We start from the raw sequence: 11,682 nt of genomic DNA, 5'->3' as shown, positions 1-11,682 counted from the left end.
TGACCGCCACTCGCCATTGATCCCTTCATCGCTTTGCAGGAGAACCCCCAGCCGTGCCCTCGCAGCCGTCGCTACTCTCCGATGGACCTGACGGACCTGCCGCACTGGCGGGCCAGTCGGCGCCGCCCGTGCCCGACGGCCATCGCGACGAACTGCGCCTGCCAGACGGCACGTTGCGCGAACCCTGGGTCCGCTTCTTCTCTGAACTCGACGACCTGCGTCCCGATGCGCTGAACGCGCACGCGGCGGCGGTGGCGCGCCAGATCCGCGACAACGGCGTGACGTACAACGTCTATGCCGATCAGGGTGGCGGCACGCGCGCGTGGCAACTCGAACTCTTTCCGTTTCTGGTGTCGGAGTCGGATTGGGCGGCCATCGAAGCGGGCGTGACGCAGCGCGCCACGCTGGCCAACGCGATCATGGCCGATATCTATGGCGAGCAGACGCTGCTCAAGCAGGGGCTGCTGCCACCGGGGCTGGTGTACGGGCATCCGGGCTATATGCGTCCCCTCAAGGGCTATCGGCCACCGAACGAGAGCTTCCTGCAGACCATTGCTGTCGATCTCGTGCACACGGACGATGGCTGGACGGTGATCGCGCATCGCACGGAAACACCATCGGGCATGGGCTACGCGCTGGAGAACCGGCTGATCATCTCGGGCCAGTTCGCCGATGCGTTCCGCGAGATGCGCGTGCGGCGCCTGCCGCCCGCATTCGCGCAATTGATCTCGACATTGGCGCAGGCCGCGCCGGCCGGCACTGCGGACGGCGGCACGGCCCCGGGCACGGGGCGGCAGATCGTGCTGCTCTCGCCGGGACCATTCAACGAGACGTACTTCGAACACACGTTCCTGGCGCGCTACCTCGGCATTACGCTGGTCGAGGGCAAGGACCTGACCGTGCGCAACGATGTGGTCTACCTGAAGACGTTCGGCGGGCTGGAGCGCGTGGACGTGATCCTGCGCCGCCTCGACGATGTGTTCTGCGATCCGCTGGAATTGCGCGTCGATTCCACCATCGGCGTGCCGGGTTTGCTCGAAGCGATGCGTGCAGGAAACGTGGTGGTGTCGAACGTACCGGGCTCGGGCTTTCTGGAGTCTCCGGCGATTCACGGCTTCATGCCCGGCATCGCGCAGGCATTGCTGGGGGAGCAGTTGGTGCTGCCATCGGTCATGAGCTGGTGGTGCGGCGAGGCCGCCGCGCAGGAAGAAGCGATGCGGCTGCTGGGCGAGGCATTCGTGATGCCCACCTATCCGCGCGTGCCTGGCGATGCGCCGCTCGGACTGGAGCAGGGCCTGCAGAAACTCGGCGCATGGCGTGCGCGCATCGCAGCCACGCCTGATCGCTACACATTGCAGGCGCCGTTGCCGCTCTCGCACACCCCCTGCTGGGTGCCGAGTGCAGATGGCGGCGGCCGGATCGCCTCGCGTGCGGCCATGCTTCGCGTATTCGCGGTGGCCGATGGCAAGGGCGGATGGCAGGTGATGCCGGGCGGCTTCATGCGATTGGCGAAGCCGGGCATGGAAGCGGTGTCGATGCAACTGGGCGGCACCAGTGCCGACACCTGGGTGCTGTCGAGCCAACCCGCGCAAGGCTTGATGCCACTGCCGCAATCTGCACGCGCCGCGCGCGCGGGGACACCACCGCTGCCCGCACTGCAAGCGGCCACGCGTCCGCTCGCGGTGTCGAGCCGTGCGGCGGAGAATTTGTTCTGGGCCGGCCGTTACGCCGAGCGCGCGGAGAACGTGGTGCGCGTGTGTCGCCAGATCCTCGGCTCGATCGAATCGAATGACGAGACCGATGACGGCACGCTGAACATGATCGGCCAGCTTGCACAGTGGTTCGGACTGGTGCCGCCGCAGACACCATCGCCGCAGGCATCGTTGCGGGTGTTCGAACGCAGCCTGGTGTCGGCGCTGGCCGATGTGAGTGCGATATCGGGACTCATGAACACGTTGGCCGCGCACGCACGTGCCGCCAACGAGATCCGCAACCGGCTCTCCAACGACCACTGGCGCACGATCCTCGCGGCACGTAACGACTTCCAGGATGCGATGGCCGGTGCGCGGTGTGCCGCAGGCACAGCCGGTCACGCCGATGGCGCGTACGACCGCCTGCGCGTGCTGGGCGCGCTGGAACACCTGTCGATGCAGTTGGGCGCCATCAGCGGCGCGCAGGGCGATCGCATGACGCGCGACGAGGCGTGGCGACTGGTATTCGTCGGCCGACACATAGAACGGCTCGGCACGCTCGCGCTGTTTCTGGAAGTGGCGGAAGGCAGCGGTGCGCTGGAGTCGCGCAGCGGGTTCGATCTGCTGCTGCATTTGTTTGACAGCACGCTGACCTATCGCGCGTTGTTTCCGGGACGCACCGACGTGGCGGCACTTGTCGATCTGGTGGTGCTCGAGCCGACCAATCCGCGTGGCCTCTATGGCGTGCTGGACCGCCTGCGCGAGAAGCTCGCGCAACTGCCGACCGGTGCCACGGGGCAGAGCCGCGTGCCGCTGGCCGAATTGCTGCCGCCACTCGACGCATTGCCATCGCGCTCGCTGCTCTGCCAGAGCGAAGCAGGCCGATATCCCAAGCTCGCCGCACTGTGCGATCAACTTGGCGCACGCATGGCAAAGCTGTCCGATGAAATCGGCGGGCGCTATTTCAGTCACGCGGGCGTGGCGCCGGAGACGGACCTGCCATGAGCGAAGCCCAGAACACTGCGGCGGCGCCGCAGACCGTGCCACCGGATGCGCCGACCACGCTCGATGTGCACCACGTCACGCGGTATCAGTACGCGTGGCCCGTGGAACACGCCCAGCAACGTGCCGTGGTCACGCCGCCGCCGTACGCGTGGCAGCAGGTGGGCGATCACGCCACGGTTATCGAACCGGCGCCTCTGCACCAGCACGTGCGCACCGATGCGTTCGGCAACAATGTGCTGCACTTCATGCTCGACGCGCCGCACGAATCGATGCAACTGACTTCGCGCAGTACGGTGACGCTTGTACCGCGCTGGCGGGATTTCGATCCCGAGGCCGGACGCAAGTGGGAAGACGCGGCGCAGCAACTGCGCTACCGCGCGGGGCAGCCTTTCCATGCGGAATCGGAATTCGTCTACGCGTCGCCAAACGTGTCGCTGCACGCGGACTTGCGCGCCTACGCGCTGCGCAGCTTCCGGCCCGGCGTCCCGGTGGCGGCGGGCGCCATCGACCTGATGCATCGCATCCACGCGGATTTCGAATATCACGCCGAAACCACCGAAGTGCATACCCCTGCGCTGGAAGCCTTCGCGCAACGCAGCGGCGTGTGCCAGGACTTTGCCCAGGTGATGATCGGCTGCCTGCGTTCGATCGGACTCGCCGCAAGATATGTCAGCGGTTATCTCTGCACCGATCCACCACCGGGCGAGCCGCGCCTGCTCGGTGCCGATGCCTCGCACGCATGGGCCGGCGTCTGGTGCCCGGTCACGGGCTGGATCGATCTCGACCCCACCAACGACATGCTGGCCGATACGCGCCACGTCACGCTTGCCATCGCACGCGACTACAGCGACGTGCCGCTGCTGCACGGCGTGATCGTCGGTGGCGGCGAGCATACGGTGGAGGTGGAGGTCAGTGTGGTGCCGGTGACGCCGCCCCCGGCGTGACGTTCCCATCCATCTAGCTCCGCGCGCATCCATTCCCCGGTAGCGCGCCCTTTGGAATGATGGCCTCAGCCCCGGCGCACCGCGTCTGGGGTTCGTTGGAAGCCGCGGCTTCCGTTCGGGTCAACCTTCTGGAGCGAAACATGACGGGAATCGAATACTTTCGTGTGAATAGCGATGAGGCCGATGCGTCGGTCACTGGTACCAACAGCGTGGGTGTTGGACCGCGCGCCGTGGTGGAGGGCAACAACAGCGTGGCCATTGGCCTGGATGCCAGCGCATTCGGACCCGGCGATGCCGTGTCCGTCGGCTACCTCGCCAGCAGCCTCAGTTCGGGAACGGTGGCGATCGGTTCCAGCGCCAAGGCGCCGGGCCAGAACGGCATCGCCATCGGCTGGGCGGCCGAATGCGGCGGCCTCGACAGTACCGCGCTGGGCAGCAATGCTGCGAGCGCTGCCGAGAAGAGTACGGCGCTGGGTTGCGCCGCCGTGGTGACGGTGACAAACGGTGTGGCGCTCGGCGCAGGTTCCGTATGCGACCGCGACGCTTCGGTGTCCATCGGCACGGCAGAGCAGCCTCGCCAACTCATCAACGTGGCAGATGCCAGCGCACCGGGTGACGCGGTCAACTTTGCGATGTACCTCGCCATGCGCGCGGAACTGGCCAAGCTGCAGGCCAGGGTGGCGGCTCTGGAAAAACGCTGATCCATCCGCGCCAGTTGCCGCCGGAGGATTAGCGAGAGTAATCGGAGCGGTTGCTCCCCTCTCACGCTTGCGGGAGAGGGGAGCAAGCCGGGCGTTTCCAAACGCCATCCGCGCCGATGTTATCGACCCGCCTCCAGCGCGGCGATCCTTGCCCGCAGGCCTTCCAGTTCCCCAGTCACGGCACGCAGCTGGGCCAGATTGACGGCGTCGTTCAGTGCGGTGGCGTCCGCGACATTGACCAATTGCCGACGCGCGTCGGGACTGCCCACCGATACCGAGTTAGTGCGGTCGCATGTGGATCCGGCGCCAAGGGCAACGCCATTCGCCGCGGTCACCGCGGCAGCGCGACCCACCGCCGTGCCGTTGTCGGCAGTGGCACTGGACTCGTGGCCGAACACGGCGGAGCCCGCGTTTCCGGCTTGCGTGCGAGCGCCAATCGCGACACCGCCTTGCGCGGTAGCGCGGGCCTGCAGGCCTAGCGCCACCGTTTCTGCGGCCGATGCACTGGCATTGAAGCCAGCCGCCAATGCGGCCTGACCTCCGCCATTGGTCTGCGTGTTAAACCCGATCGCCACATCGCCAGAGCTTGCGGCATACGCCCGCACGCCGAACGCCTGGGCATAGTCGGCGGTACTGACCGAACTGCTGCCCACTGCAATCGAGCCCAGTCCGCCGAGGGCGCGGGCTGCATAGCCGATGCCGAGGCTGCCCGGGCCGGCAGCGCCAGACGCAGGGCCAATGGCCACGGCATCATCACCGCTCGCTACGCCATCGGACTTGGTGCTCTTCACGCGGAAGTAGCGGATGCCGGCCGTGCTGTTCTCCAGCGCAATCACACGTTGGTTGGTCGCGTAGAGCTGTCGGCCGTTGACTGCATCGGTGCTGGCCTCGGCAATTTCGCCGTCACCCAGGTTCACGATGGGCCGTTTGCGCGCGCTGTTGCCCACGGACACCACATCGTCACGGTCGGCTGAGCTTTCGGCGCCCAGTGCCACACTGCGCGCCCCAATCGCTGCACTCAGGTAACCCAGTGCCAGCGCACTCTCGGCGCTGGCCTTGCTGTCCGCGCCGAACGCCTGTGCCGCGTGCGCCGACGCCGCCGAGTGCCCGCCGATGGCCAGTGCTCGTGTGCCGGTGGCCTGCACCACGCCGCCAATGGCCAGCGAGTTGTGCTCGCCGGTGGCGCGCGACAGGATGCCGAACGCCATGTTCTCCGTGCCGGTGGCCACGGCAGCCGGACCCACCGCCACCGTGTCGCCGCCTGTCGCGGAGGCGTCCTCGCTCCACCCAGTGTTCACTCGAAAGAAACGAATACCCTGCTGGTCTGCCATGGCAATGCTCCTAAAGTCGTCGAGTTCAAGAGAAGCCATCGGCATGCGGTACCTGGCACGGCATCACCGACGGCCAGGTCATCCTTCCAGACAACGAAGCGGCAAACCATGGATTGAGGGGGTGACGATGGGGTGGGGAAACCCCATGCGCCAATCCATTCCCTGTGGGGATCGTGGCACTGGAAACTGCTCGATGAGGCGCCTTATCCGCTAGCCGTTCTTTTCTCCCCTCTCCCGCGTGCGGGAGAGGGGAGAAACAAAAACGGCCACGCTCGCGCGTGGCCGTTTGCACTACCAAAGCCGAAAAAACTCAGCCCAGCTTCTTCTTCAGCAGGTCGTTGACCTGGGCCGGGTTGGCCTTGCCCTTGGTGGCCTTCATGGCCTGGCCCACCAGTGCGTTGAACGCCTTTTCCTTGCCGGCGCGGAATTCCTCGACCGACTTGGCGTTGGCGGCCAGCACGTCGTCGATGATCTTTTCCAGCTCGCCGGTGTCGGACATCTGCTTCAGGCCCTTCGCGGCGATGATCGCGTCGGCGTCGCCGCCCGACTCACCCGCCCACATCGCCGGGAACACATCCTTCTTGGCCGTGTTGTTCGATACGGTGCCGTCGGTGATGCGCGCAAGAAGCTTCGCCAGTTGGGCGGGGCGCACCGGCGCTTCGTCGATGCCGATGCCGTCGCGATTCAGTTGCGATGCCACGTCACCCATCAGCCAGTTGGCGGCGGGCTTGGCGCTGGCAGCGCCCACTTCCGTCACCACGGCCTCGAAATACGCGGCGAGCGATTTGGTCGCGGTCAGCGTGCTGGCGTCATAGGCCGACAGTCCGTATTGCGACACAAAGCGCGCCTGCATCGCGGCCGGCAGTTCGGGCAGTTCGCTGCGCACACGCTCGATCCATGCTGCGTCGATTTCCAGCGGCATCAGGTCCGGGTCCGGGAAGTAGCGGTAGTCGTGCGCGTCCTCCTTGGTGCGCATCGCGCGGGTCTCGCCGGTGTCCGGGTTGAACAGCACCGTGGCCTGGACGATATCGCGGCCGTCCTCGATCTCGGCGATCTGCCACTGTACTTCGTAGTCGATGGCCTGCTGCAGGAAGCGGAACGAGTTCAGGTTCTTGATCTCGCGGCGCGTGCCGAACTCCTTCTGGCCCACCGGGCGCACGGACACGTTGGCATCGCAACGGAAGCTGCCTTCCTGCATGTTGCCGTCGCAGATGCCGAGCCAGACCACCAGCGAGTGCAGCGCCTTGGCATAAGCCACGGCCTCTGCCGAGCTGCGCATTTCCGGCTCGGTGACGATCTCCAGCAGCGGCGTGCCGGCGCGGTTCAGGTCGATGCCGGTCATGCCCGCGAAGTCTTCGTGCAGGGATTTGCCCGCGTCTTCCTCAAGGTGGGCGCGCGTCAGGTTGACGGTCTTCTCGTAGACGCCCTGCTTGCCTTCCACCTGGATCGTGATCTGGCCGCCCTGCACCACGGGGATCTCGTACTGGCTGATCTGGTAACCCTTGGGCAGATCAGGATAGAAGTAGTTCTTGCGCGCGAAGATGCTGCGCGGCGCGATCTTCGCATCGATCGACAGGCCGAACTGGATGGCGCGCTCGACGGCACCACGGTTCAGCACGGGCAGCACGCCGGGCAGCGCCAGATCCACGGGCGAAGCCTGCGTGTTGGGCTCGGCGCCGAACGCGGTGGAGGTACCGGAGAAAATCTTGGAAGCCGTGGAGAGCTGCGTGTGCGTCTCCAGGCCGATCACCACTTCCCATTGCATGGCGTATTCCTTGTCTTTCTGAATCTGTATCTGTATCTGTATCTGAAGATGGGTTCGTCGAATCCAATACCCCGGTGTCAGGGGTCGGGACTCGCGAGCCAGGAGTCGAGTTGGGCCAGCGCGGCCACGCGGGCCACGGCATCGCCGCCCACGGTCACGCCGCTGCCGTGCCGTGCGGCGATATCGCGCCGCACATGAAGTTCACTGGTGCCGTCGAAGCCATGGTACGCGCCGGGATAGATCTCCAGCCGAAATCGCGCGCCGGGCTGGCGGGACTGCACCGCGTTCTGCAGCATCGCGCAGCGCGTGGCGGGCGTCCAGTCGTCGGCGCCGCCAATCATCAGCAGCAACGGCGTACGCAACCGGAAATCATGTTGCTGCACCGCGCGCCGGCAGCCGGGATAGAACGCCACCGCGCGCTCTACGTTGGGCGTGGCGGCTGGCCACGGGCGGCTGGCGTCGATCGTCGCCAGCACGGCCTGCGCACCGTTGGACCAGCCCAGCAGCACGATGCGCCGCGCGTCGATGGTCGGTTGCTTCGATACCCAGCGCAGTGCCGCCAGCGCATCGGCGCGCCGCGTGCGGTCGTCGATCGAGCGGGCATCGAGGGCTTCGGTGCAGATGCCCTGCGCCTTGCCGCGCGGGCTGAAGCTGTCGGGCATCAACACCGCATAGCCGCGCTCGGTGAGCCACTGCGCATACTCGCGATAGCGGCCCTGCAACGCGGCGGCAGGGTCGATCACTTCCTCGATCGTTCCTGCGCGCCTGGCTGCCACGCGCATGTCCACGAGACCGCCGCAGCCGTGCAAGGCCACCACCACCGGCAACGGCTGGCTGCGCGCGAGCGAGCCTTCACGCGGCGTGAACCAGTATGCAGTCAGGGCCGGCGTGCCCGGCTCGGCTGGAAGCCGGATGAGCGTGGCCGATGGTTCGTTTGCCGATGTGGTGACAGATGCTGTCGATCCATTGACCGGCGCCGTCAGCGGCACCACCGGCGTTGTCGGGGCCAGCGACGCCACCGGCTGGGCCGGTGCCGTGGGCATCAGCGCCACGCCCATCGCCAAGGCCGCCAGCGCGCCACGCAGCCAGCGCCCCACCCGGGTCGGAACCAGGTGCGAGGCAGTGGAGGCGGGAAGCGGCGGACGCGGCATGGAGATGAGGGTGATCGACGATAAGCGTCAGCGCGTAGTCGCGCAGGCGCCGGTGCCCGGCTCGAACATCACGGGCCAGGCTTCCTCGTAAATGCCCGGCGAGCAGCGCGCCTGACAGCCCGCATGCGCCAGCGTCACGCGGCGCGGGTCCTGCCAGACCATCAGCTTGCACGCGCTGCCGTCGTTGGCGCGCAACTCGATATGCGGCGTCTTGCGGACCTGACGGAAATCGGCCAGGTTGAAGCTGCACGAACCGCGCTTGCCTACCCACAGCTTCCATTGCAATTGCTGCACGGTGTTGTCCGCCACACGCAGTTGTGCGTCCTCGCGGAAACCATCTTCCTCGGTGCGCTGGCAATTGCCGACGAGGTCGATGTCGCGTGCCGCGATGGGCGTGGAGCGGCCCATGAACGGAATCTGGCAGCCGGCCAGCGTGGCGGCCAGCAGCAGCGCGGCAAGCAGCCGGGCAGAGACCGGCAGCTTGTGAGAGAGGGCAGACAGGCGCGTCATTGCTTCGTCACTCCGGCGTTCAGGCCGGACGGCGCAGGTGCCAGTCGGTGGCCTGCTGGAACGCATGGGCCACCTGCAGCAGGCGTGCTTCGTCGAAGTAGTTGCCGATCAGTTGCAGGCCTACGGGCATGTTGCCGTCGCCGAAGCCAGCCGGCACGCTCATGCCGGGCAGGCCAGCCAGGCTGGTGGACAGCGTGAAGATATCGGCCAGGTACATCTGTACCGGATCGGCCGTCTTCTCGCCCAGCTTCCACGCCACGCTGGGCGCCACCGGGCCCATGATCACGTCGCACTCGGCAAACGCGCGCTGGAAATCGTCGGCGATGATGCGGCGGATCTTCTGTGCCTGCAGGTAATAGGCGTCGTAATAACCGTGCGACAGCACGTACGTACCCACCATGATGCGGCGCTTGACCTCGGCGCCGAAGCCTTCGGCGCGGCTCTTCTTGTACATGTCGAGCAGGTCGCGGTACTCGGCGGCGCGATGGCCGTAGCGCACGCCGTCGAAGCGCGACAGGTTCGACGAAGCCTCGGCCGGCGCGATGATGTAGTACACCGGGATCGACAGTTCGGTCTTGGGCAGCGAGACGTCAACCAGCGTGGCGCCCAGCTTCTCGTACTCGGCCAGCGCGGCGCGCACGGTCCTTTCCACATCGGCGGAGAGACCCTTGCCGAAGTACTCGCGCGGCAGGCCGATGCGCAGGCCGGCCAGCGGCTGCGAGGCCGATGCGCCAGCACGCGGCTGACCCAGCAGGCGCGTGAAGTCTTCGTCCACACCGCCCTGCGCGGGCGCGAGGCTCGTGGAATCCTTGGGATCGAAGCCAGCCATCGTATTGAGCAGCAGCGCGCAGTCTTCGGCCGAATGGGCCATCGGGCCGCCCTGGTCCAGCGACGACGCGAACGCGATCATGCCGTAGCGCGACACGCGGCCATACGTGGGCTTGATCCCCGTGATGCCCGAGAACGAAGCCGGCTGGCGGATCGAGCCCCCCGTGTCGGTGCCGGTGGCGGCAGGCGCCAGGCCAGCGGCCACGGCGGCAGCGGAGCCACCCGACGAACCGCCGGGCACGTACTCGGTGTTCCACGGGTTGCGCACCACGCCCTGGTACGAGTTCTCGTTGGAGGAGCCCATCGCGAACTCGTCCATATTGGTCTTGCCCAGCGTCACCATGCCGGCGGCGCCCAGGCGCTCCACCACGGTGGCGTCGAACGGGCTTTCGTAGCCGGCAAGCATCTTCGAGCCGGCGGTGGACTTCCAGCCGCGCGTCACAAAGACGTCCTTGTGGGCAATCGGCACGCCGGTCAGCGGCGCGGCCTGGCCGTTGGCGCGGCGCTCGTCGGCGGCGCGGGCCTGCGCCAGCGTCAGGTCGGGATTGACGTCGACAAAGGCGTTGAGGTGTTTGGCGGCGTCGATGCGCGCCAGGTAGTCGCGCGCGAGTTCCTCGGCGGAGACGGTGCGCGCGGCCAGTGCGTCGGCGATCTGGCGCAGGGAAGTCACGGAATCAGCGGAAAAGGTCATGTCGGGTCAGATGGCGTCTGGATGGGAGGACGGACGGGCGGGGCCGCGCGTCACTCGATGACCTTCGGTACGAGATACAGGCCGTTCTCTGTGGCCGGTGCCGGGCGCTGGTAGTCGGCGCGGCGGTCGCTCTCGGTCACGGCGTCCTCGCGCAGGCGCTGGGCGATATCGCGCACGGCGGACAGCGGGTGGGCCAGCGGCTCGATGCCGGTGGTATCCACCGCCTGCATCTGTTCCACGAGGGTGAAGAAATTGTTCAGCTGGACAAGCGTCTGTTCGGCCTCGGCATCGGTGGTTTCGATGCGGGCCAGGTGCGCGATGCGCTTGACGTCGGAGAGTTCGAGAGCCATGGCTTGGTGCGGCGCTGCGAAGAGCGCACGGTTCAGTCCCAGGGGACCGGAGGTGTTGCGGCCGCACGCGCTGCGGGGGCGCGGGCACGGGGCCGGCGGTCACCTCGCCACGTCCGGGCGGCCGTCGGGGTGCCGGATGGGCGTCATGCGCCGGTCATCATGGCGCGAGCCAGGGCGTACCGGACGGATGCACCCGGGGACACCCCAGGATCGTCGAAGTTACAAGTTTTTCGGGGTCCAAACGCCCCGAAACAGCGTGAATTATAAGGTATCATTACGCGCTGCAGGCTTCCCGCAACGCGCACTCCACTTGGGCTGCGGCAAGGTGGCCTGACGGTGATGCCATCGGCACAGCCGCAGGTTCCGAAAAGGAATCGGGCAAATGTCGAAGCGGCATCCCAGGTGCAGTTTTCGATGCGGAACCCGGCTTTCAGCGGTTGGGCGTCGCAGACTTGCAACAGAGTGCAATGGCAGGGTGCAACAGTAGTGTGCCTGCTCCATGGCCGGACCGAGGATTAACGGCCGGTTTTCATCGCATTTTCAGTCGTAACAAACTGGTTCCTCCGATTAGGCTTCTGCATTGTCAGGTTTTTTGTCCTGGCAGGCCCACTGGCGGCGAACTTTCGCGCAGAGTTTAATCAAAGGTTCCCGTAGGTCCGGCGTGCTGCACGCGCCGGCGCGCGGAAACGCCGCAGGTGCCCGGGGCTCGACGCAC

9 protein-coding genes are annotated in these 11,682 nt (G+C 66.7%); 3 read left to right on the top strand and 6 right to left on the bottom strand.

Annotated elements, in window-relative coordinates:
* Positions 1-53: 53 nt before the first annotated feature.
* The 3 genes from ABDB81_RS10510 to ABDB81_RS10500 all read left to right on the top strand — a co-directional run bounded on the left by ABDB81_RS10510 (position 54) and on the right by ABDB81_RS10500 (position 4,341).
* A complete protein-coding gene (locus ABDB81_RS10510; RefSeq protein ID WP_137923657.1) occupies positions 54-2,696 on the top strand; it encodes a circularly permuted type 2 ATP-grasp protein in 2,643 nt (880 codons plus the stop codon).
* Positions 2,693-3,640: a transglutaminase family protein gene (locus tag ABDB81_RS10505; RefSeq protein ID WP_346811010.1), complete on the top strand. Its 948-nt coding sequence runs from the start codon at positions 2,693-2,695 to the stop codon at positions 3,638-3,640. Before ABDB81_RS10510 ends, ABDB81_RS10505 begins: the two co-directional genes overlap by 4 nt.
* A gap of 140 nt (positions 3,641-3,780) precedes the next feature.
* Positions 3,781-4,341 carry a hypothetical protein gene (locus tag ABDB81_RS10500; protein ID WP_160471128.1) on the top strand — a complete coding sequence of 187 codons (561 nt, stop codon included), beginning with the start codon at positions 3,781-3,783 and terminating at the stop codon, positions 4,339-4,341.
* A gap of 119 nt (positions 4,342-4,460) precedes the next feature.
* Here ABDB81_RS10500 and ABDB81_RS10495 read toward each other — a convergent pair whose 3' ends face one another.
* From ABDB81_RS10495 to gatC, 6 genes are all read right to left on the bottom strand, one after another.
* A complete protein-coding gene (locus ABDB81_RS10495; protein ID WP_304523572.1) occupies positions 4,461-5,672 on the bottom strand; it encodes a hypothetical protein in 1,212 nt (403 codons plus the stop codon).
* Between the two features lie 310 nt (positions 5,673-5,982).
* Complete coding sequence (gatB, locus tag ABDB81_RS10490) at positions 5,983-7,437, bottom strand: Asp-tRNA(Asn)/Glu-tRNA(Gln) amidotransferase subunit GatB (protein ID WP_160471131.1); 1,455 nt, start codon at positions 7,435-7,437, stop codon at positions 5,983-5,985.
* 77 nt (positions 7,438-7,514) lie between these two features.
* On the bottom strand, positions 7,515-8,549 hold the full coding sequence (locus ABDB81_RS10485) for a dienelactone hydrolase family protein (protein WP_346811140.1): 1,035 nt from the start codon (positions 8,547-8,549) through the stop codon (positions 7,515-7,517).
* Between the two features lie 66 nt (positions 8,550-8,615).
* Positions 8,616-9,098, bottom strand: coding sequence for a hypothetical protein (locus ABDB81_RS10480; RefSeq protein WP_137923651.1), 483 nt, complete (start codon positions 9,096-9,098; stop codon positions 8,616-8,618).
* Between the two features lie 19 nt (positions 9,099-9,117).
* The gene (gene gatA / locus ABDB81_RS10475; RefSeq protein ID WP_346811007.1) at positions 9,118-10,617 is read right to left on the bottom strand and encodes an Asp-tRNA(Asn)/Glu-tRNA(Gln) amidotransferase subunit GatA; all 1,500 of its coding nucleotides are present in this window, start codon (positions 10,615-10,617) and stop codon (positions 9,118-9,120) included.
* Between the two features lie 50 nt (positions 10,618-10,667).
* Positions 10,668-10,967 (bottom strand): Asp-tRNA(Asn)/Glu-tRNA(Gln) amidotransferase subunit GatC, encoded by a 300-nt coding sequence (gene gatC / locus ABDB81_RS10470; RefSeq protein WP_137923649.1) that lies wholly within the window; start codon positions 10,965-10,967, stop codon positions 10,668-10,670.
* Positions 10,968-11,682: the final 715 nt, after the last annotated feature.

Source organism: Cupriavidus sp. DL-D2, assembly GCF_039710735.1.
Taxonomy (GTDB): domain Bacteria; phylum Pseudomonadota; class Gammaproteobacteria; order Burkholderiales; family Burkholderiaceae; genus Cupriavidus.
This window is presented reverse-complemented; position numbering and strand designations above follow the sequence as displayed.

What these genes read in the sequence shown, in the direction of transcription:
- gatA (WP_346811007.1), bottom strand. Translation starts at nt 10,617, where the DNA reads ATGACCTTTTCCGCTGATTCCGTGACTTCCCTGCGCCAGATCGCCGAC.
- ABDB81_RS10505 (WP_346811010.1), top strand. Translation starts at nt 2,693, where the DNA reads ATGAGCGAAGCCCAGAACACTGCGGCGGCGCCGCAGACCGTGCCACCG.
- gatC (WP_137923649.1), bottom strand. Translation starts at nt 10,967, where the DNA reads ATGGCTCTCGAACTCTCCGACGTCAAGCGCATCGCGCACCTGGCCCGC.
- gatB (WP_160471131.1), bottom strand. Translation starts at nt 7,437, where the DNA reads ATGCAATGGGAAGTGGTGATCGGCCTGGAGACGCACACGCAGCTCTCC.
- ABDB81_RS10500 (WP_160471128.1), top strand. Translation starts at nt 3,781, where the DNA reads ATGACGGGAATCGAATACTTTCGTGTGAATAGCGATGAGGCCGATGCG.
- ABDB81_RS10480 (WP_137923651.1), bottom strand. Translation starts at nt 9,098, where the DNA reads ATGACGCGCCTGTCTGCCCTCTCTCACAAGCTGCCGGTCTCTGCCCGG.
- ABDB81_RS10495 (WP_304523572.1), bottom strand. Translation starts at nt 5,672, where the DNA reads ATGGCAGACCAGCAGGGTATTCGTTTCTTTCGAGTGAACACTGGGTGG.